The following is a 22915-nucleotide window of genomic DNA, read 5'->3' as shown; positions in this document are numbered from 1 at the left end:
GGCGATGGAAAGTTCACATGCTGTAAATATTCAAGGAACCTTAGGTTCTGATAGTGAATTACCTTCGTTTGCCTCAAATGTTGCTGTTAACTATAATAATTCAGAATGGAGTCAATTTCAGGGTAGTTCTTTTCATAACGGTTTCAGTCAGTCTACTGGACCATCCAACGATTCACTCATATGGAAATATAATCTTGGTGGGGGTTCAGATACTATTCTGGAATATGATAACAATCTCATAGTAACAGAACCTGACCAGGAATATGGTTATTATTACGATCTATCCACTTCCTCAGGATCATTAAAGTGGACTGGGTATACAGCACATACCATGTATAATAACCCAACTTCTGTGGGCAGCTATTATCCTGCAATTTCATCTGGAAAGATTATGCTTCAGGATTTCTGCATTGGATGTTTTTTCTCGGAGGGACCTTGGCTAACTCTGGATAATTCTAGCAGTGGGAACAACATAAATGTTTCCTCCATAGGAGGATCTATGATCTTTAACAGGGATTACGGATACGGACTTATTGCAGCATGCAACAGTAGCTTTTACTATTCATTCAATGGAAATACTAATATTTCCATGTTCAGAAATGACCTCATAAGACCTATATATCGAAATATGCCATGGGCACTCGATACCATTCCAACTCTGGAGCATGGCCTTGTAATTTTAGGCTTTTCCAATTCCAGCTATCTGGATGCACTCAATAGTTCTAATTTAACATTGGAATGGAAGGTTAAACTTAATTCACCCGTTGTGGCCTCTGCCAGCTATTTTGATGGAACAATATACGCCGCAACATCTAATGGCACTCTCTATGCCATAAACAATGATGGTAATATTCTATGGCAGTATACATTGCCAAACGGCCATTTTACCAACACCCCTGCCGTATGCAAAACCTATGTTTACATTCCATACGGAAACACTCTTTATTCCATTAACAGGTATAATGGTACACTTATCTGGAAGAAGTCGTTAAGTGAAGATATTACTGTATCTCCTGTAATTTCAAGTAATCACAGGCTATACCTTGCTGGAAATAATGGCCTTGTTTACGCTCTTGGAACCAATGGAAATACCATCTGGTCATACAGCACAGGATCCGCAATATGCACAGAGCCCATTCTCTATAATGGTACACTTTATCTTACAGACAGTAACGGTACTGTTATGGCCCTTGGTAATGCATACGGGATATCATTTAATAGATATGAACTGAACTATGGTAGCTACTGGTGGGTGAGTTTTAAAAACGGGTTGAATTATTCAAGCAATCAAAGAATACTGGACATATTTCTTCCAAACGGCACATATGAGTTTACCTATGGAACAAACAGAACGGCAATGCTTGCCTCCAGATATTTGAATTACCTTAACGTCAGTGGAGAGCACATGAATTATTCCATCAATTTTGAAGAAGGTTTCAAAATAACATTCTCTGAAAATAATTTACCTGGTGGATATGTATGGATGGTTAACCTCAGCAATGGGATGGGTAAGGATGCCTCTTCGGGCAGCAATATTATCTTTTGCCTTCCAAATGGTACCTATTATTATAAAATAAGTTCAGGGGACAACCTTTATTCGGCAAATCCCTCCTCTGGAACTATACATGTTGATGCGGGGAATATATCGGAGAGCACACACTTTGGTCACACAATCGAGGTCGTAATTGTAATTACTGTAATTTTTGCCCTGTTTATTGGTGGATCCCTGATATCACTTCTATTAGGTTCAGATTATTTCGATGTGGCCTTTGCGATTGCAGGAGGTTTAGCAGGAGCGACACTTTATCTTCTCCATTCGAGTGCAGTCTTCGATTCAACTCCTTCTGTGGTGTTGCTTCTGGCATTTATCCTGCTTTTTTCTCTTGTTCTGGTAAAGTATGTCTATGCACTTTCGCTCCCTCTTAACATACTTCTACTTCTTGTTCTTTACCATATATCAACTGGCGCTGCCATTACATTCGGAAATACACTGGGATGGATGTTCCTGTATCCTGTATTGGGTAATTATGCCTATTTTATGATAATTCCAATAGGAGCATTCACCATAATGACATGGTTTACATTCGAAATAGATGGGATTGATATTGAAGAGGGTCCGATGGCGCTTTCACTCCATCTTATAACCGAATCTAGCATGCTAATTTTCTCCATATGGTTTCTGATTAAATCCAGTGTTTGGCCAAATTCATACCTATACTATCTGGCTCCAATTTTTATAATATACATAGTAGCACTGATTCCGCTTCATGTAAAATTTTCTGAAGGCTTTGACACAGATTTCTTTCTTACAGATTGGTAAGCTTTAACTGAGTAAGGAATCTTAAAGAGACAGAAGTTATACCTGAATAGTTGAATTTTTAGATTCTCAATCATTCTTTGATAATAGATAAAGATTTACGGGTCTAAAATTGAAATTGTCCTCTCACAGGATGATTTCCCTTACATATTATCCTCTGCGAGGATAATTTAGGCAATAAATGTTTAATTTTCAAAAAATTAAAGTTACCTCATTTCTTCCTGAAAACCAATGCTCCCCATAAAATTCCAACTAGTGCACCTGCACCAACCATAATTGCATATATGCCTAACTGTGAAACAGATGAACTGCTGTGTACTTTCTGAAGATTGACTATTATTTCAACGTTGCTGCCTGATCTGATAAATAGGGTCATGTTCTGTGTCACATAGCCACTGGACATTATGGATATGGTATAATTGCCACTTACAAGCCTAATGGAAATGGATGAATTTCCATCCATCTTCTTTCCGTTGAACATTAGTGTAAATTCGGTAGGAGTAACGCCAATTGCAAGATACGCGTAGGAAAAGTATGAAACAGTCACAGATATATTACTGTTTACAAGATCCACAAATCCTGAGTAGGGAAGTGCATAATAGGATGAAAGATTGAATACAGTGTAATTATATATGCCTGGAAATTCACTGAACGTTATGGTTCTATTATCTGAATGCTCAATTATTCCGTTGAGGCTAATATTCCATCCAGTGCCTGCAGGCAATCCATAGGAAACGAAGTAAATTGAAAATCTGGTTTCGCTAATTGTAATATCCACTTTTTTTGATTTGCCATTAATACTTACTGAACCTATTGTTATATTTGGCCTGTACGCTGCATTATTATCACTAATATTGTAGTCATAAGTTCCATTTATCAGATGGAAGGTGTATGAATCATTATGGATAGAACCTGAACTGTACCCGTCTGCTAGATCAACATACCATATATAATTGTCCGGAAGGCCATTCTCTTTGAACGTTAGATTGTAACCATTGAGCGTGAAATTGACTGTTACAGTAAAGGATTTCTCATCTACGGTGATAGTTCCATGGGCAGGATCAGGAATGAAGGATTTAATGCTGGATGCAACAGTAAAGTTGTAAGTTCCATTTGGTAATGCAAAGGTATAGCTGGATGATGATATTTGACCGGAATAGAATCCATTACTCAGATTGACATACCATCCCAAATGTGATGGCAGGTCCGTTTCCATAAAAGATATACTGTATGTGAAACTTTTTAATGATCTTAATTCCATCTCCTCGATCCTGTTATCGTAGGAAAGAGATTTCGCATTGCTCTTCAGCGTTGTTATAACTGCAATCCTTCCATCGGGCAGTCTGTTTGGTATGTAATATGTTCCATTATTCAAAACAAGGTTCCTGAAGCCAAGAAGCGTGCCTGAACTGTCCAGAGATATGATGCTCACAAGTGTGTTATTATTGTTTATTTTAAGATATATGGAATCATTGGACAGCAACTTCGCATCTGCGTAATTCAGTGAAAGATTCATATTTTCATAGGGATATGTGTATTTCCCGTAGAGTGGATATGCCACCGTATACTGCTGCGTAACAGGAATGTCGAACATCTGTTTACCTGTATTGCTGAATATGAGTGTGCCGTTGCTTATGGTTGAATTCTGAAGATGTCCTTCAGTGGACCATAGATTCATTCCTGGAGAACTCGTCGCGCCATCATTAAACCAGTCCTCTCCAATATTGTTGAACGAGAAATTTGATACCTGGATCCATCTGCCGTTAATTCTTACACTCTGGGCAGTGATGGCCTTTACAGGATCTGGCAACAGGGATGTTGTGTTTTCATAACCTGATCTTGCCTCTGTTAGAACCTCGAATCCCATGGTGACGCCTCCATTGGCATATTTGCTTGTTGTATTCAAATATCCGTCAAGACCCGGTTCAATTATGGGATGCCCGTTTATGAAGAAACCCCATGTTGTATTCTTCACAAGTTCCATGGTTATGGTGTATGTTTCATTGGGTACCATTGGATAATTGCCATCTGTGCCGCCTGGTGATCCGAAAATGTTGGAAAATGCCCCCCAGCCTGCATATGAAACATCATTCATTCCATATAGCCAGTTGTTGAAACCTATCTGGGCCCACCAGTTCTTCCCCGTTACGGGATTGCTGTATCCTTCGCCAATCCAGAATGCCAGAGCAACAGGATATCTATAATAGGGTGCCTTCAGCGTGAATGATAATCCTGTATTGTTATACTGTCCTAAAAAGTTGTTTCCATTGAGGTTTTCGCTGAACTGTGGTGGAACAGTGATCATGGATGCAGTATAACTGTCAATATAGTAATTCCAGAGACTGAATGCAATGTATCCTCTCTGGCTATGGGAATTGTTTGCATAGATTGTCATCTTATTTCCGTTTCCAATGAAATTGACAAAACCATATGAGCCGGTTCTTCCCATGGATACGAGTGTGTATGGTGTTCCCGTTATATTTCCATGATACAGCATCTCTGTACCAAGATATATTTTAACATTTAATGTGGAATTCATCACACCAAAGCTTATAGCTTCTTTTGAATCTGTTGAATCTAGGGTAAATGTTCTCTCATCTGTACCGTTCACAGGCATGTATACCTGGTAATAGGTTGATTCCGGTGATATTATGAACGTGGCACTTTTCTTCACATATCCATTTACATGTATTATGCCGGTTGCGTTGGATGTGGTATATAATGCATTCTGCGAGGATATTACATATTTGTATGTTCCGTTGTTAAGGGAAAAAGATATCTCCCTTCCGGTGCCGCAGATTGTATTGAGGAGGTTACTTCCATTTGCTCCGGTGCTGATAATCTTTATACTCCACTCCTGTCCCGATGGCAAACCCTTCTGGAAGAAGTGAACATTTGCTATGGTACTTTGGTTAACAGCAGTTGGTGCAACTGTGGAATTGAACAGTGATATGCCATCCTGTCCTATTTCAACCCTGTATGCAGGATTGTAAACTGGGCTGTTTTGAACATAATCCGTGTCCAGAGACCAGTAGAATTTTGATTCGTTTACATCACTGAATGGTATCCATGTTATCATGGTATCACCGGAAAGGTAGAAGTATGAATTCTGCGTGTTAAAGTTGGTGAACTGTGCCGACTGTGTTACTTTTGATATGCCGTAATCTGTCCATGGGCTGTACTGATCATTCAGTGGATTTATGGAATACTGGGATGCATAATCCAGCTGATTGAGTGGTGCAACCGTCCATCCTATTGAAGTGAGATTCTCGAAGAGTATCTGGTTCCACTCAACCTCATAATCCAGCGATGTATAGGGAAATGTACCATTGGCAATCCTGAAGAATTCCAGATAGTTCCCATCCATCACAACGGAACCGTATTTTAAATTTGAATAGGGTATGTATTTTGATGCCTCCGGATACTGGGCACCATGTATCATTCTGTCAAATTTGCATGCTATGGCAAAATAGTTGTAGTATCTATTTGAGGAGTTCTGCAACGTTATGAGATAATCTCCGGGCTTCTGCGTCTTATTCAATGAATATGTCATTGAAAACATGCCGTTTGAATTGGTTCTAACAGTCTCATTTACTCTGAGAAAACTTAGATCATACTGTGCATTTGCCTTCAGATCATGGCCTATAATTGTCAGATTTGATCCAGGCAGCAGAATGTTCTTTTCTGCAAACACATAGAACTGTTCATTTAATGGATTGTTGTAGTTATACTCGGTGTATGATTTCTGCAGATCACCGCACAAATCTGTATATGTATAATTATTCGTAACAGAAGCCAGAAGTGCGCCTGAGTAGTTTGTGAACTGTGAGGAAACAGTACCACCAATGAGGACTGCGGTGGAATTGGATGCAAATGAAAGTATATTCGATCCCATGGTCCTGAATCCTCCACCTGGGGTAATATTTCTTATTATGATGTCAGTATTCAGATTAAGAAGTGATGCGAAGGATGAGTTCAATCCCCATCCGCCGATCAGGAGTTTTCTATTCATCATACCTATGGCGTCTATCTGGGCAAAATGTGTAAAGGGTGAACTGTAATTTGTCAATACTCCAGTTTTTGAAATTTCGTATAGGGCACCTCCAAGATGATTTCCACCTCCAAGGAAGAGGGAATCATTGAAAATATATCCGGATGTTATGCCGTAAACGGAACTGGGAAGAGAATATTCATTTGAGGATATGGTTGTCAGGTTGAATATCTGAACAAAGGATGCTGGATTCATGGCATTTCCTGAAACGTATAGTGTGTCATGGTAAGATTGGACAACATTGATCATTGTGGTTCCCTGTAGCATTTGAGACGTAAGATTTGTTATCTTTCCAGATGAAAGGTTGTATTCTGTAAGGTATCCATCCTGGGCAGCCTCCTGATAGTAACCACCCATGAAAAGATCCTTTCCACTGAATGACATGGCATATATGTTTGGAACAGAGGAGAAATATGGATATGCTGTTGATAAAGATGTAATCTCATTAGAGGATAGATTCATGATCTCCACTGGGAAGATCTGACCATCGGAACCTGAGGGCATGCCGCCGAATGCCACAAGATCACCTTCGGATGCCATTGTATCAATGTATCTGATTGAGCTGCTCACCTTTGATGAGAGTATACTCATTTTTTTGTGGGAACTATTGTATATCATGAGAAGAGGCGACTGTGTTGTATTTTCTCCGCCTAAAACATATTCACCCTTATGATAAATAATGGAATTTATCTGAATATCTGTTGTGGCAATCTCTGGACTCTGATCATAATACTTTGAACTGCCATAGGAACTAGAATTAAATCCGAATAATGCGGAATGAATATTCTGGTTTACCTGGAATTGATTATTGATTCCAGAAGGACTCTTTAAAATTTGATTGGTTATGTCATTATTCTGTTCATTAACATGACTATTTGGTATTGCTGAAAGTGATGAAAGAACCATAAATAACATGACAATGATTGATAAAACCTGCTTCTTTGATATTCCCATTGACATATGAATAAAAGTAAGACATTTAACTTATAAACATTTCTTAAGTCGTGAAGCATAAATACTTCATCATAGCAAATTTAAAGATTTTTGATCTGTCAAAGGAATGTGCAAAGGATTACAGATCTATACTGCCAGCTGACGGTGTGTATCTGCAGAGAGGCTCTATAGATCTTGGAATAGCAGAAATCATTTTTTCCGTCTTGACATGGATTTTTTAGTGTGAAGTCAAGACATGTTCAGGCCATTAATGGCACAATAAATGAGTTACCATCAGAAATGATATGGGTTTCATTCATGATCCCTAGTAGAAGTGTTTTGGATATAGAGGTATTCATCTTTTCTGTCTCCACAGCATCTTTATTTTGTAAATTATATCGATTGCTCTTTAGAGAATATGAATAGACAAACACTTACATTCAAAACCCCTAAACAGCCTTTGTTACTGGATCAAAATAGATCAAAATCTCACAAAATTAAAATTATAAAGGTTAAAAGCTATTTCTCACCTTCTATGGTACCATGGTTAAGTAGGTCAAAGCGCATATTATTATGCTTGTAAATCCTAATTTTACAGAAGCCATAACTCTTTAATTTACCTATTAAATAGCCAAGGGTTTTATTTTCAGAGTGAAGTATATAGGGAGAATATTCCATTCTAATTTTCTGAAATTTTCCAATTGAGGAATCTTATATAACTGTAAATTCTGAGCCTTTAATATCAAGGTCTAGAAGATATGGATCGGTTATGTCATATTCCTGCAATATCGTTGAAATACTCTTTGAAGTAATATTCACTGTCTTTCTGTTCTTCAGGTTAAATACTGATGAACTACCGCTTCCATTGGGATTAATGGGAAAATTCAATTCCTCATCCTTTCCTATTGCATAATTTCTCATTACAATATTTTTAGATAATTCAGGATTTAATTCTATGTTTTCTAAAGCCTGGCTATAGGAATTAGGATCAGGCTCAAAGCCATAAACCTTAGCTCCATAATAGGAATAGAACAGTGGAGTATCACCAATATACGCTCCAGCCGTTACAACAACCTTGTCTTTTAAATCCATTCCAGAGAAATGAACTTGATAAAGAAATATTTCATCCAAGATTCTGACCTGTTTTATGCTAAATTTTATACCTTGAGGCGTTTCAATTATCCCTTTTTTAATATCTAGTTTCCATTGATATTCCTGTTCGCCAAACCTGAATCCATTTGTCAGAGCGAGGTCAACTACACTCATGATTATTTTTTTGGACTGTTTATCAAAAGGAATGGAATATCCATCACTAAGTTTCACGAGACCCTTCTTGCGGAAAAAAACTAATAGCGGATTTTCTATGGTATAAACACCACCTCCTAAAGTTGAATCTTTAAAACTTAAATAATTAAAAATAAGGCTCATCCTTTTATTCACCAATTTTCACCATTGACTTTTAAATCGAAATACAGCTTTGTTCTTTAATTTTTTCTTGCTTATAATAAAAATTACATTATTTTGTTATGAGGGCTAGTTATACTCAGGATCAATTATAGCTGATCGCTTAAATAAATATACTAACACTGTGTAATCTACTATTTCTGTTTTTAGTGAGTGTTCAGCTTAATGATATAATGCATCCTATTTTTGCATGCAATCTTTCTCATTCATAAGGAAACTTATAATTCCATCCATTGTTGATTCTTAATCCTCAAAACTCTAATTAATTCGCCTATTTGTTGTATTACCCCAGCACATATTTCTTCCCCAAATATTTATCATTCATCAAAGGGTGCGAGTTTATGTATGAAACAACAATGACGGGGAGTTTCTTCAGGACAAAGGAGATCGAGGAACTGCTGAGAAAATCAAGCACAGGTGAAATAGATAATACGCATGATCATGTTATCAGATCTGCTGAATCACTTGCCATATCTGACCAGCTCCATCCACTTGGTTCAAAGTCTGGACTGACATGGGTGAGCAACGGCGAGCAGAGGAAATCAGGTTATACAACATACATACCAAACAGGTTCCATGGTTTTTCCACAAAGAACAGGGTATCACAGAAATTTTCAGAGGCATTTTATAATGAGCTTATGGAGGCAAATCCATATTTGGAGAAAGTCATACAGGATTCCAAAGTTTTTGAACTGCCTGCCATTGAAGATAAGCTGGTTTATACAGGAGAAAAGCAGTCCAGAAAGGAGGCAGAGGATGCAAGGAAGCTTGCAAAGGAACTTGGTGCAAAGAGGATCTTCATACCTACGCCTTCTCCTGGTGTTATAACGGTATTCTATCCACCTGGAAAGGCATATCACGATCATGAGGATTATTTATTTGATCTTTCAAGGGAGCTTGCAAAGGAATACAGATCCATACTTTCAGTGGATGGTGTGGATTTGCAGATAGATGCACCGGATCTCGCCATGGCAAAAAGCCTGGGTGTTGACTGGACGGAGAAATTCTTTGATGTGCTTGCAAAGCATGTGCAGGCTATCAATGATGCCATTAAGGGATTGCCTTCAGAAAGAATAAGAGTTCACTACTGCTATGGAAACTATTCTGCATCCCATCTAACAGATCCTGATTATTCTAAGGTTCTTCCAGAATTACTGAAACTTAAGGCTGGTACCATTGTGGGAGAGATGGCAAATGCAAGGCATGCCGGCGACCCGTTGATCATAAGGAAGCATGTGAAGGAATACGTCTGGCCGAAAAACATCAAGTTTGCCGTTGGTGTAATAGATGTAAAATCGCCATTTGTTGAGACACCGGAGGCGGTGAGCCAGAAGCTGCACAATGTATCGGATATTGATGATATTGGTGAGGAGCATGTTCTAGGTGGAACAGACTGCGGTTTTGAGACATTTTCCGGTATGGATGGTGTGCCGAAGAATATTGCTCTTCATAAGCTGAAATCACTGGCAGAAGGAGCTGCGCTGAAATAAGTTTTTTCAATCACCCAATATTTTAAACATAATTGGGAATTTCTATTCGAAGGTTTTAGTATATAAGATTTTTTTATGCCGGAAAGTGCATCTTATTCATAAACATAATTTATCATTACAAATTCTATCAGATATCCAGAATCGATTGATTATTTATTTGATTAATTGGAAGATATTTCTTTTAGGAAACAAAAAATATATTAACGCATACAAATTATAATTTATGGTTTATCTATTTGAAAATGAAAAGATAATGCAACAGGCTGAATTTAAAAGAATAACTACTGTTTCCTATTCAAATGAACAAGATGAAACATCATCAGGGTATCAATCAGGTGGAACTGAGTCTCTCAGTCGCTGGTATTAACCAATTACCGAATAATACTGCTTAACAGTTCCGGTGAGGATTATCCAGGAAATCGCCTTCTGATGAAAAATAGATCTGACTATATGGAACTGTCCTATATTTTTTATGGGAAGGACACGTTTATTGAATTTCTTAATATCATTGCTCAAAAGCATAAACAGATTTACAATTCATTTCCTCCAGAAAAATTGTCTTCAGCAGTTGGTGGAGCTTTTAAATCAATTAAAGAAAGGGGGTATTTTCCTTACTTGAAGGTTGTCTCTGGAGTAGGTTATGAAATCAAAAAACATAGGAAGTATAATTTCACATATTTTAATAACCCTGAATTGGGAGTTCCTAAAATTCCTAAAAAGAATGAATATGCAATAAAGCTACTGGATATTATGCCTACATTTATAGAGCAACCCATAATTTATGAAATGGCACAGAAAAAAATTCGCTGCCTGGATTGCAAGACGGTCGAACAACATGGTGGCACGGAGTGCAGTGACCCGTAGGAATATACTTCTCTTGAAACCTTTAAAAAACAATGATACTTTTGGGGATACCTTTATGAAGACCCTGATGGGTTCAACACAGGATGTTCAAACAACCTTTAAAGATTCGAGGCAGTGTGCAAGTTATTATATGGAGTTGTTTAAAAGTGTAATGTATTCTTAGTCTGAAAAATTAACTTTCCCATAAGTTACTTAGGAAGGTTGTTAAAAATTATATCAGCTTTATCAAACTGAATTCTTTTTCTTATGGTTCTGTTTTTAATAGGTTCATATTTATAATGTAGCATTATCTAAGGAATTATATCACCATATTTCTAATCAAGTTGATTGCTTAGTTGTCTCCAATTGCCTTTATTGAACAATTGTGAACTTTTATGTTAGAGATACAACTTAAGGTAACTAATTTCTATTGAGTTTTTTTGGATATCTCATCTAAGATTGCAAGAGTATTTTTTTTAATTTCTTTTTTTGAATAGTATTTTTTAATTCTTTCAGTTTCTTTTTCATCTGTGATCTTTTTTCCACTTCTAATCTTATTGGCAAGATCTAAGATAAGTTCTAAAAATCCTTCTCTCTTTTCTATGAACAAGTGGGAACTTTTAATAACTCCAGCTGCAGCTTCCTCCGTAGATACAACCAGCAATCCATTGGTTAAATATTCTATATTTTTAATACTTGTACCTCCAACTGTTTGGGATGGGTTAATGCCTATGTGGCACTGTTTATAAAATTCATCCAAATTATCTTGAACTCCTATGGCAAGAACATTTTCGCAATCGAATTCTGAGAATTTTTCTTTACTACCCATACCTACTAGAAGAAATTTAATTCTTCCATCTCTCTTTTTTATTTTTTGGGCAAGCTCCTTTACAATAAAGTAAGCCGAGTCTTCGTTTGGACGATAGTTAAAATTGGCCACTAAAACGCAATAAATATCGTGTTCATGGTCATTAATTTCTGTCTTATTTGATTTATCGGTCTCTTTTAAAATGTTTGGTGTGTAAGGAAAAGGAAAGTTAAGAATTATACCACTGAACTTTTCTCTAACTAGTTTATATGTATAATCTGAAGGAACAATTACTGCAAAAGAATATCGTAATACAAATCCTGCATAGATATGATCAAGTACATTTACTAAATATTTTGGAATGGTACCCTTGAGACCTAGCGAATCAACATATCTCTTACCCCAATCTGAAAGACGTGAAATTAACTTCACCTTGCTTAAGAGTATAATCAGAAAAGCAGGCAAAAGCGTATATCTGTCCTCTACAATACAGCAATCGAATTTCGTCGTTAAACTTCTTCGATTCACAAATATCCATTTAATTAAATATAAATTGATCAGTGTGGTTCTAAGAATCCAGTTTCTATTTTTCCATTTTGAGTTCGAATAGAATAGTTCTGAAGGTATAGTAATCGTATAGGTTGATGATATTACATCAATTAATTCTTTAATATACCGTGTCTGTCCATCTACCTGATCCAAGGGCTTATGGAATATAAATAGAAATTTTTTTTCCTTCATTCTTCTGCTCCTCATGTTGCTTCTGGGATATTACTTTTGTCTGACACCCTTTTCTATATGTATGTTCGGATTAATAATTTTTCAATTGGAATCATATTAGATATTTTTATTTTATGTTAAAATGATTCCTATGAGACAAGCTTAGGTCTATAACTTCATAATAAAGATTATTCTGATAGGCTACTAGGATCTTAATTATGAGAATTTATATATTATAAAATTACCTTTCTCTCTAACTCTTAGTTGCTGTTTTTATAACGTTTGTTATTCATCTGTTATAATATTATATACCTTTTTGCACTTGTAATAGTAAAGGAAAGAAATATTACTGAATATTATTTTTGATTCAGTAATAAAAATAAATTTGGAAATTTGAAAGATCCAATTCAATACAAGGTCGTCTCCTCCAAAACTAACAAATCTCCATAGTGGAACCCTTAAAAATCTTAAAGGATTAATTAGAAACATTAACAGTGATAAGATATAGTTAAGATCTAGATTTTATCTAGTTAATCAGTTCTATTTGTTCTATCGGTTTAAACTGAATAGATAGACTCATTGGATATGACTGAGAGAAGCTTAAATTTAATACTTTTCTATTTGTTATTAATCATCAGGAATTTTTTATAATCAAGCCATACTGGGTTTGATTTCTTAGCTACAAGTTCTCTTACAAATCTTATGGGTTGAAAAAACTAAACTTCAACAGAAGGAATTATAAAAATATCTATCTGAAGTTTATAGGACAATGAGATCCGACAGTTTAATTACATTTATCATGTTAAAAATATGTGAATTTTTAATATGCTCCAATAGAGTTTATATTACTTGTTGTCATTTATTTACGGTTCATGGTTACAACTTTTTCAGCGCTTATAGTTTGCTATAAAAGGAAAGAATATATTTTGGAAGCCGTAAAATCTATTATAAATCAAGATTATCGTCAGGAGAACGTAGAGATCGTAGTAGTGAAAGCTTTCCTAGATGAATATATAGACAAAGAATTAAATAAATATAATGTTAAAACTATATTCTGTGATTCACCATCCTATGGTATTTCCGTTTCTAAGGGCATTAAGAGCTGCTGTAATGATGTTATATGTATTTTAGATGATGATGATATATTTAATAAAGACAAATTTAAAGCAATTTCTAAAATTTTCGAAAACAATCAGGAGATTAGCCTTTTGATAAATGGTTATTTTAAGATAGACCAATCAGGTTGTGAAATCGCTGATAAACAGATTGTAGAAAATCAAAAGGATAACGAATTAAATATTTTAGACATAGGAAAATGTAATCTTTCTAATAAAGAATTTAGGAAGTTTGATATATTTTTTAATACCAGTAGAATCTCTCTGAGGAATAAAGACATGGTCAGACTTTCTGAATATCTGGAAAATATATCCTATGGTGTAGATGATGCAATAGTCATGTTTTATATTTTCGAACCAATGCAAATTGCAATCACAAAAAGCAAATTAACTGGTTATAGGATTCACGGACAGAACATTAGTAGAATTAAACCTTATGACAAATCCTTTGATAAGTTGAAATCTCAATTGGATAAGGAGATAGAATCCTTCGAAAATATCCAGATATTTATGAAAAACAGAGATATAGCTTTTGGCAATCATATAGAACTTCTTATTTCATATCTTAAATTAAAGCGAGCCTACATTAGAGGAAGTAGAAGTGAGATTTTTGTGGAAACAACTAACTTGTTAAAATTCTATATATTACATTCAAAAAAAATGAAGACCAATGGGTTTTACCCAAGACTAAATCTCTATGTGTACAGGGACATTTTAAGCTTGCCCCTTTTTTTGTTGGTACCCATTCGGATGTCTAAGTACAGATTAACCATGTTTTACTAAAATTCAAAATATTGCCTAAAGAACAGCCTTTTGCGTCAACCAGAAAATGTGAAATAGAGGAAAATAGATTCTATGTCATTGCCCACTTAAAAGAGGTATGAAATATCTAAAATTTGTTCATATTAACCGTTAAGGCTGTTTTATTTAAATTAATAAATTGGAGAAAGTTAAGTATTAGTCTTGATAAATAGTAAATAAAAGCGCTTATTTAATCAAATGCCTCACACAATATTTCTATACTTTGGTTAAAAAAGAGACAACCACTATTCATAAGATACTCTTATTAATAACGTTTATACTATTCAACTAAATTTCCTAGAGTGAAAGTTGCCATAATTGTTGATCAGCCACACTGGACAGGCGTTGGAATATATGCAGTCGAACTATATCAATTATTGAAACCAAAATTACCAGAACTGAAGTTAATTTATGTTGGAGCAGTTGAAGATGACTTAAATTTATATGAGAAAATTGACTACTTACGTAGAGAGTACAGATTATTGCTAAGACCAACTACAATAAAGAAAAATTATAAAAAATTAATCAATGATGATCGATATAAAGATTACTTATTCCACTATGTAGGGACTGATTTTTTTGCGTTAAAAAAAAGACCCGGAATAATAACAATTCATGATCTTATTCATGATAAGGTATTTACAAGTGCAAATCTTTCAATAAAAAATCTTCTAAATGCATTTGAGAGATTTAGAAAATATAGGTCAACAATAATTTTATCAAAAAAGGCAACCCGAATAATATGTATGAGCCAGGTAGTAAAAAAGCAAATTGAAGAAAAAACCGGTCTTAATTCTATTTTGATAAACCGTTGGATAGTGAATGATTATTTCACGAAAAGAGATAAGAGAGATACTCGAAATAAATTGGGTCTAGAAGAGGATTATCTATATTTTCTATCAGTCGGTAATAATAGACAGAATAAGAGAACTGATCTAATTAAGATTTTTTCAGACCTGTTGCCAAGCAAGTGTAAAATGATAAAGATAGGTCACCCGATAAACTCTGTGAATTGCATAAACATGGGTAAAGTAGATGATGAAGATTATCCATTATACTTTAATGCATCCGATGCATATGTTCATCTCTCTGATAATGAAGGACTTGGACTGCCATTACTTGAAGCATTGGGAAGTGATTTACCAGTTATTTGCAGAAACTTGGATATTAATAGAGAAATTTTAGGAGATTGTGCAATCATAATTGAAGAAAAAAATCTCAGAGAGGAGGTCATAGATATAGTAAATAAAATAAGTTCCAAGGATTTCGTTTCATTGATTCAGAAAGAGATTCAAATTAGAAAAGAACTTTTCAATCCTAATAATTCAATGGAACTTTATATAAAGTTGTATGGGGACGTTTTAAATTAAGAATTTTACTGTAAATTGTTCTGTTTAAATTTCTTTAAAATCAAAATATATTTAGTCAGTGTTATATTTGGAAGCAGGAACTGTCTTATTTTGAGGGCCATTAAATTAATACAAAATGACCATCATTTATCTAATAAATTAAAGATCCTTGGTCCTTAATTTTTTAAAAACGTAAAAAAAAGAACAAATGCTTATAGAGGTAGAAATAAAGCCAATAAGTACATATAGCGTATGATTTAATATTACATTGTCTGGTACATTGCAGGTCATAGAAAGGGAAAGAGTAACGGTTTTATTTTTCTGAAAATTGCCAATAAATGTAACCTGATTATTATTATGTATGTAGGAAGAATTGATAATAACATTGTATGAATTGGAAGCAATAAATCCTTTCAAATAGTGAGAATTAAATTCCACATTATAGTCATCCTTAACTACTTCTGTGTAGTTAGTTATAATTTTTTGTCCATTGCCATCTGTTACTTCAACTTCAACAGACCAATCTCCAGGAGAGTAGAAAATAGATGTTTCATTTTGCGTTTCTTTATTGCCTCCACCATACCAAGCATACTGATATGGTGATATGCCATTATATACATGAGAAACAAAAGTTACTGGTTCTCCGACGATGACTGGATTTGCTGTAGAATTGATTATAACTGAGAAAAGGGTACTATTTTTATTTGGAAACGATACATTTCTATAAGCAAAACAACTCGAATTTAATTTATAATTAGGAATAGAAAGAAAATATTTACTGTTTTCTTTGGTGTATGTATTCAAAAGGTTATAGTTTCCGGCGAAATCTAAATTATACGTTGTAACATTCTTCACGCTAACTCCAAGGGAAGAACTTACGCTTTCGGAGTCTGCTTGCTTTGTAAAATACATACTATTTGGTGCACTACTTATGAGAGGAGTCACAATCACTAGAGTCACAATCAAAATTATTGAAAGTAAAACAATTCCACGTCTTATAACACCATTTGTTTTATTAATTCTGTTTTTGTTCTTAGATATTTTATCAATTAATGATAATGTAGTTTCGCTATCCAAATAATTTCTAAAGTAATAAATTAAAGTAAAAAACAAGAATATAATATAAATTAGAGAAAGGAGGAGAATATCAAGTTTGTCCAGTCTAAAATAATTGTATGAATAAACTAAGGATGGATCTACATTTGAAAAGAAATACAATAATGGCAAATTATTAAACAATATCAAAACATCTAAAAAAGTTACTATTGACAAAATCTGAATAAAATAGCTAGGATTTTTTAAATAATAAAAATAAACTGCAAAGGGAGCAATTGCCAAAAGATATTGAGGGGTGGCAGTTATAGAGAAAATTACAAACATCAAACTATCCAAAAATAAAAAGTTTATAAATCTCTCGATAGTCGGTTCTTTCCTCGTAATTAAAAAGACAGATACAGGTAAAAGCATAGTTAAGAAATAAATGTATTCTATGATGTGAGTACTCATTTCTATGTGGAGCGTGGCATAGATAATGTAATATGGCCCCCAGGCTGAAGGAAGGCTTGATGTAACCGTTATGGATGAATTTAGGTCTAATAATGGGGCGAGTACGGTAGATGAAATTGGTGTAGAGGTAAGTAAAGAAATTAGTACGGGTAGAAACTGCCCAATCCCAAGGGTTAAGAGAAAAATCAAAAATGCAAATAGCATAGAATTTCTATTTTTTTTATATTTAACTAATTTTAAAAGTGGTAGGATAAAAAAAACTGGATAAAGATATGTTGCTGCAGCAATACCTAAAAACATGGATGCAAAATACATTCTGTTTTTCACTAAACTTAATAAACTAAGTGAAAGGAACATGATTGCTATTATCAATGGATTGCCAAAAATAGCCACGTCAAAAATGGTAATTGGTAACAGTAGGAACATGACTGCAGGATTTAGTTTTATTTTATCGCCTGTTCTTAAGGAACTAACAGTTCTATTGATGGCTAACGAAGTAATTATTGCGGCCATAATAAAAGGTAACTTAGTAGAAAATTGCTGAATTATTACATTATCTAATCCAAGTAAGTAAAAAGGTAAGTTGAATCCAAGAGATCCTACATTAATGGCATTATAGAAAGCTCCGAAAACCCATAGATAATAGGGTTGCACAGAATAAAGATATAACCAACGAAAATACTGAAAATAAAAAGCTTCATCATAAGCAAAGGACGTAAATGGTGCAATTGCAAAATAGCAAATAATTACGAAGATAAATACCCATTTCCCAATATGTTCCTTATCCTTAATACTCCGACTCAATTCATTTTGTTTATTTTAAAAGAGTATATAATAATTTTTCAGATTGAACGTTATGAATTATGTCAATAATTTATTAATTACACACCGTTGAAACAAATGAGGTAAATATCCAATTTAAACGAGACTAAGGATGCTCTTCATAAAGGATTTAAATAAGATTCTTTCAAGAACGCCATCATATTACTTGTGAAAGGAAAATTTCCCCAATTATCTTGAATATGGAAATTCGTAATTATATACTTAGAGTGTTCTAGGATCGATTAAATGTTCGACAATTATCAAGCATTATCAATCTTAAAATAATAATGAGATATGGGCACGAACCATATCCCACTGATCATGGAAATGCTGGAAAAGATTGTTTCTGAGGAAAGGGTGAAGAAGTTCTCGAACAGGGTTATTGTTAAGATCCTTGTGATCCTAAAGATTTATGGCATTTCTTACAGATCTTCCAGAAAATTCTTCAACAACCATCGAGAACTACTGGATCTACTCAGAATACATGTGATTCCAAATTTCCCCACACTTTTATACAGGGTAATCAGAATGGAGTGGCATGAGATCAATGCCTGTATCATTGACACAAGCAACGAAAACGCTGTCATAGATAGCTTCATTGTAAAAACATGCAGGGATTCCACCTCAAAGAGAATGAGAAAATCCCACAACTATAAAGATCCTGATAGTTCATGGGGTTACGGGATGAAGGGCTTTCAATATGGAAGGAAGGTACATATGTCTCAGGATTTAGATTCTACTGCTATCCTTGAATATAACAACTGCATCCATTCATGATATCACAGTGGCCATAGAGATGATAGATTCCATACGAGACCATGAATACATACTCATTCATGCAGCATATGATCCCTCTCATATATGATTATGTCTTTGAGTACACACATGCCCTTCCAGTGATAGATACAAACAAAAGAAGGGCTTTGATGAAAATAATCTCACATTCACCAGGAAGCAGGGCATAATCATAAGGAAGAGCAATAAATCAAGATACAGATTGAGATAGGAGATTGAGAGAACTTTTTCCATTCTGGAAGAGATACTGCATTGCGAAAATATCTGGTATATCCGTAATAGTAATTATGATGTCGCCATAACACAACCAAGGAGGCATATGTATATAGAAGACATTGATAAAATTGTAACGGAAGTGGCAAGAAGAGATATGAAGGAATTCCTTGAGGATCTGATGAATACAGAAAGGGATGTATTTCTCATGGAAAACCATGGCCAGATAAAAGGATATTTATTAGATAAAGGACAATTGTTTGCGAGAAAAAAAATATAAACTAAATTCAATATATAGATTATTAGAATTTTATGGAGAACAAGGCAAAATAAGGCAAATTTGAAAGCAACTTTGTAGCTTAGTTGAACAATTTTTAATACATGATTTCTGTTAGACCTTTTAGTGACCCTATGTTGAATGTTTTCCACGATGAATTATGTTAATCATAAAGATGATCTAAATATTTGGCATTAAAACTTAGAAACTTGATTGATAGAATTACATTTTCATGTTAGGAGAACAAATCATCAGGGAAAATTAAGAAGATCCCTTAAATCCATAATGGAGTAGAAAAACCACTATAAGTAAGAAAGCAATAATTGTTTAAAATGGTTTAATGATTAATTCTCTTTTTTGGATTAAATACAGGTGATATCGTAAAGCTACCAATTGCATTTGAAACATCTCTGACTGCTTTGGTTGTTTTGCTTAAACTGTAGATCTTCCGTAATTTAGTCCTTGTCACATTTCCCTTCTCCTCATCCAGTATATCCATCAGAAGGAACTTGATAGCCCTACATATGGGTACCTCAACCTTGGAAGAATTTTCTGGAATTTCAACAGTAACGGATCTATAGTTATTTAATAGAGCATCTACGACCGAATGATATTTTATCGATCCTGTTTCAACCTTTCCATTTAACTGTATTTCAACTGGTAAACTATCTCCAAAATGTGTTCTATAGAATGAATTTAAAATTTGATGAAGAGTCTTGTTAATGTTCTCATTCATAACAGCTTCAAATTTCTTTATAAAAAAGGCTGAGAATTTTAAAGATATGTCTGCTTTTCCTGTAAAAACATCCTCTATGAAGGACTGGTGATCGTGACCATACATGTCGATCATTTTCTCTATTTCCTCTTTTGAATCTCTACCTGCTTTGCCTTCTTTATAACTTCCTGAGCATTTTCGTATTCCCTTCCGTCTATAATCTTCATGGTTTTTTTATCTGTATACTCAATAATGGCAATTTCACCCTTTGATAATTCAATAATTGAATTAAAAAAGGAGCTTCTAAGCTTATTTTCAAAATTTTTGTAAGATTTGATTATTCCATTTGAATTAAATATCTCGTATAATATCCCACCAAGATCATCACCCTTTATGAAATATAAAATTGCACTACCAACTAAAACATATTGTTCTGCTTATTCCCTCCGTTTTTCAATGGCCTTCTGCTCCTCTTTAATATTTTCAAGGATTTGACTTTCATCCTTAATCTCTCCCTCTAATTTCGATTTTCTATTTTCTAAAATTCGAATGGTCCCAATCAACTTATCAATAATTGAACTCTGTTTATCTGTTTGGTTTGCAAATAAGTTTGCTTCAGTCTGTTTCAATAAAATTTGACCATTGATTGATTTGAGTGCCCCCTCCAGATCTGATAGGTCACTTTTGATTTCCTCTTTATTACGTTTTGTACTTCTTAATGATTCTGCTACATCAATCACTGATTCTATATTCCAGCCAATCGATTGAATATAATTCAGTTTTTTATTTAGTTTTAGCAGTATATCCCCTTTCTTGTTATTTGTATCCAGATAGTTTTTGAGGGAACTGGCATACTTTACATCATCAATCTTATATTCTAGATTCAAGGCATAACTCATGAATGAATCCAGACTATTCAGATTGATACCCAGTTTTTCACATTTTTCCCAGATTTTTTCTGAAAGGGAGATCCTGTCCTTATGTTCATCTTCTGTTTTCTTCAATGAACTAATGTTAGAATTTCTCAATTCAATCTGTTTATCCAGATAAGTGATCGTTGGTTCTTTTCTCTTTATATCTGATTCCAGTGATCAGATCATATCCTCCCATTCTTTAATTTCCCTGTGGAGTTTTTCTCTTTCCTGTTGAAGCTCTGTAACCTGAGAATCCAGTTCACTATAGTTTATTCCCCCGGCCTTCATTCTTGTAACTGTGCCGACTATATCCTGTATATCATTGGGATCTATGCCATGGAATGCCCTGAAGATGGATGCTATTTGTTCAGTGTCAAAAGCCATATCCTTCCATTCTTCTATCTGGACTAGAGCCATCTGTATTTCCTCAAAGGTAATGCCGGCCTTTTTCAGATACTTGGCAAGATCTATTATGAAACTTTCCTCAGGAATGGCATTTTGAAGAAAATTAATCTTTCCATTTTTCCAATCCTTTATGACATTCGCTGCGGCATCCTTCGATATATCCAGTTCAGCGGCAATCTCTCTCAAAGACTTTCCATTTAGGTGTCCCGTAATAATTTGAATTATTATTTCGTAATTCATGATCTTATATGTTTTAGAACAATACCAAATTTACCTAAATATGATTTAAAATTATGATTTAAAGTTTATTTTTCCTGCATAAATCAATTTTGCACACTATTATAAATACTTATTGTAGGTTTTTGAATTTATCTAACGACATTTTGTAAATGCTAGATCGCATATTTTATTTTCATTGCAAAAAATTAATGAGGTCTTCTATTTATTTAAAAACATTTATTTTTAATTTGAAAAATTGTTAAAATAACCTTAAAGTGGAGTTAAACTGTTTAATATCAGCGGATTACATTAAACTTGTATATAGAACCGAATTGATTAGGTGAAGAAATAGAAGGGTTTGTATAAACAATATTCAGAATCACACGAAGACAGTAATTGTATAATTGGTTATGTTATTATGGAAAGTTACACGGATCGAATCGGAATTTACCACAAACGTTATTGTAAGATGATAAATAAGACATAAGGAGATTGTCAAACAGGAAACGAAAATGGATTCTGACAAACCAGATTCTTTGGAACAAGAATTATGATAAAATTGAAGAATCCTACGGACAAATACTGATATATCCATATTCTATTAGGCAATGGTAGAACAGGTTTAGTATGCATACTCTGTAATCAACACATAAAGACTTTAAGGCATTATCAATAAAAGCATAAGGAAACATAAGACCATGCATAGATGGAATTACGGTTATAACGGCATTAATTGTTTCATTGGTACTTAAGCAGCCATCTTAAGGATTTTCCTTAAAGGTTGATAATACAGTTTTATCAGGCGCAGGAAAAGTTAAACTTTAAATTTGTTTTAAATTAGTATAAGATATTGAACAACATTAAAAAAAATAAAGTTCTTAGCCCTTACAAACTCTTCTGTTGAGTACAAAATTGGCAGTTTTAACCTTATGTATTGATATTATAAAATCTGACATATAAGTATTTAAAGGAAGTTAAAAATTTTAAGGATCAAAATGCTACCCATATTTAATACATTCTGGAGACTAAAGAAGACAAAAAATAGTTATGATTTTCTGGATAATTATTTTGGATTTGACAAATTATTTATTAAAATTCTGTTTAAGTGTGTATATTAATTGACATAGTTAGTAAACGTTAATCAGTTTAATGATAGTG

Annotated in this window: 15 protein-coding genes; 8 read left to right on the top strand and 7 right to left on the bottom strand. The window is 34.1% G+C overall.

What is annotated here, in order from left to right; all coding sequences use genetic code 11:
* The first annotated feature begins 4 nt into the window (after positions 1-4).
* Entirely contained in the window at positions 5-2320 is a 2316-nt protein-coding gene (locus CSP5_RS04840; protein WP_077076280.1) for an outer membrane protein assembly factor BamB family protein, read from the top strand.
* 208 nt (positions 2321-2528) lie between these two features.
* Here the strand turns inward: CSP5_RS04840 and CSP5_RS04835 are convergent, their stop codons facing one another.
* Entirely contained in the window at positions 2529-7328 is a 4800-nt protein-coding gene (locus tag CSP5_RS04835; protein ID WP_148689764.1) for a hypothetical protein, read from the bottom strand.
* Between the two features lie 44 nt (positions 7329-7372).
* Between CSP5_RS04835 and CSP5_RS09745 the strand changes: the two genes are divergently transcribed.
* Positions 7373-7543, top strand: coding sequence for a hypothetical protein (locus CSP5_RS09745; protein WP_171970448.1), 171 nt, complete (start codon positions 7373-7375; stop codon positions 7541-7543).
* A gap of 469 nt (positions 7544-8012) precedes the next feature.
* On the opposite strand, the gene CSP5_RS04830 is transcribed toward CSP5_RS09745, so the two are convergent.
* Positions 8013-8741 (bottom strand): FkbM family methyltransferase, encoded by a 729-nt coding sequence (locus tag CSP5_RS04830; protein WP_145983957.1) that lies wholly within the window; start codon positions 8739-8741, stop codon positions 8013-8015.
* A gap of 365 nt (positions 8742-9106) precedes the next feature.
* Here CSP5_RS04830 and CSP5_RS04825 point away from each other — a divergent pair, with 365 nt between their 5' ends.
* The gene (locus tag CSP5_RS04825) at positions 9107-10255 is read left to right on the top strand and encodes a hypothetical protein (RefSeq protein ID WP_077076278.1); all 1149 of its coding nucleotides are present in this window, start codon (positions 9107-9109) and stop codon (positions 10253-10255) included.
* A 555-nt stretch (positions 10256-10810) separates the two neighbouring features.
* Positions 10811-11119, top strand: coding sequence for a hypothetical protein (locus tag CSP5_RS04820; RefSeq protein WP_148689763.1), 309 nt, complete (start codon positions 10811-10813; stop codon positions 11117-11119).
* 406 nt (positions 11120-11525) lie between these two features.
* Here the strand turns inward: CSP5_RS04820 and CSP5_RS04815 are convergent, their stop codons facing one another.
* Positions 11526-12647 (bottom strand): glycosyltransferase, encoded by a 1122-nt coding sequence (locus CSP5_RS04815; protein WP_172399405.1) that lies wholly within the window; start codon positions 12645-12647, stop codon positions 11526-11528.
* An 851-nt stretch (positions 12648-13498) separates the two neighbouring features.
* Here CSP5_RS04815 and CSP5_RS04810 point away from each other — a divergent pair.
* Both CSP5_RS04810 and CSP5_RS04805 read left to right on the top strand, forming a co-directional pair.
* Positions 13499-14524: a glycosyltransferase gene (locus tag CSP5_RS04810; RefSeq protein WP_077076275.1), complete on the top strand. Its 1026-nt coding sequence runs from the start codon at positions 13499-13501 to the stop codon at positions 14522-14524.
* Between the two features lie 320 nt (positions 14525-14844).
* Complete coding sequence (locus tag CSP5_RS04805) at positions 14845-15912, top strand: glycosyltransferase (RefSeq protein ID WP_077076274.1); 1068 nt, start codon at positions 14845-14847, stop codon at positions 15910-15912.
* 138 nt (positions 15913-16050) lie between these two features.
* Here CSP5_RS04805 and CSP5_RS04800 read toward each other — a convergent pair whose 3' ends face one another.
* Positions 16051-18201 carry a PKD domain-containing protein gene (locus tag CSP5_RS04800; RefSeq protein WP_145983956.1) on the bottom strand — a complete coding sequence of 717 codons (2151 nt, stop codon included), beginning with the start codon at positions 18199-18201 and terminating at the stop codon, positions 16051-16053.
* A gap of 312 nt (positions 18202-18513) precedes the next feature.
* Between CSP5_RS04800 and CSP5_RS04795 the strand changes: the two genes are divergently transcribed.
* On the top strand, positions 18514-18996 hold the full coding sequence (locus CSP5_RS04795) for a hypothetical protein (RefSeq protein ID WP_077076271.1): 483 nt from the start codon (positions 18514-18516) through the stop codon (positions 18994-18996).
* 337 nt (positions 18997-19333) lie between these two features.
* Positions 19334-19507: a hypothetical protein gene (locus tag CSP5_RS09740; RefSeq protein ID WP_171970444.1), complete on the top strand. Its 174-nt coding sequence runs from the start codon at positions 19334-19336 to the stop codon at positions 19505-19507.
* A gap of 334 nt (positions 19508-19841) precedes the next feature.
* Here the strand turns inward: CSP5_RS09740 and CSP5_RS04790 are convergent, their stop codons facing one another.
* The 3 genes from CSP5_RS04790 to CSP5_RS04780 all read right to left on the bottom strand — a co-directional run bounded on the left by CSP5_RS04790 (position 19842) and on the right by CSP5_RS04780 (position 21778).
* Positions 19842-20354, bottom strand: coding sequence for a hypothetical protein (locus CSP5_RS04790; protein ID WP_077076270.1), 513 nt, complete (start codon positions 20352-20354; stop codon positions 19842-19844).
* 302 nt (positions 20355-20656) lie between these two features.
* The gene (locus CSP5_RS04785) at positions 20657-21223 is read right to left on the bottom strand and encodes a hypothetical protein (RefSeq protein WP_145983955.1); all 567 of its coding nucleotides are present in this window, start codon (positions 21221-21223) and stop codon (positions 20657-20659) included.
* Between the two features lie 87 nt (positions 21224-21310).
* Positions 21311-21778 (bottom strand): helix-turn-helix domain-containing protein, encoded by a 468-nt coding sequence (locus CSP5_RS04780; protein WP_077076268.1) that lies wholly within the window; start codon positions 21776-21778, stop codon positions 21311-21313.
* Positions 21779-22915: the final 1137 nt, after the last annotated feature.

The organism is Cuniculiplasma divulgatum, from assembly GCF_900083515.1.
GTDB classification, from domain to species: Archaea; Thermoplasmatota; Thermoplasmata; order Thermoplasmatales; family Thermoplasmataceae; genus Cuniculiplasma; species Cuniculiplasma divulgatum.
This window is presented reverse-complemented; position numbering and strand designations above follow the sequence as displayed.

What these genes read in the sequence shown, in the direction of transcription:
- CSP5_RS04840 (WP_077076280.1), top strand. Translation starts at nt 5, where the DNA reads ATGGAAAGTTCACATGCTGTAAATATTCAAGGAACCTTAGGTTCTGAT.
- CSP5_RS04835 (WP_148689764.1), bottom strand. Translation starts at nt 7,328, where the DNA reads ATGTCAATGGGAATATCAAAGAAGCAGGTTTTATCAATCATTGTCATG.
- CSP5_RS04825 (WP_077076278.1), top strand. Translation starts at nt 9,107, where the DNA reads ATGTATGAAACAACAATGACGGGGAGTTTCTTCAGGACAAAGGAGATC.
- CSP5_RS04815 (WP_172399405.1), bottom strand. Translation starts at nt 12,647, where the DNA reads ATGAAGGAAAAAAAATTTCTATTTATATTCCATAAGCCCTTGGATCAG.
- CSP5_RS04810 (WP_077076275.1), top strand. Translation starts at nt 13,499, where the DNA reads ATGGTTACAACTTTTTCAGCGCTTATAGTTTGCTATAAAAGGAAAGAA.
- CSP5_RS04795 (WP_077076271.1), top strand. Translation starts at nt 18,514, where the DNA reads ATGGGCACGAACCATATCCCACTGATCATGGAAATGCTGGAAAAGATT.
- CSP5_RS09740 (WP_171970444.1), top strand. Translation starts at nt 19,334, where the DNA reads ATGTATATAGAAGACATTGATAAAATTGTAACGGAAGTGGCAAGAAGA.
- CSP5_RS04790 (WP_077076270.1), bottom strand. Translation starts at nt 20,354, where the DNA reads ATGATCGACATGTATGGTCACGATCACCAGTCCTTCATAGAGGATGTT.
- CSP5_RS04780 (WP_077076268.1), bottom strand. Translation starts at nt 21,778, where the DNA reads ATGAATTACGAAATAATAATTCAAATTATTACGGGACACCTAAATGGA.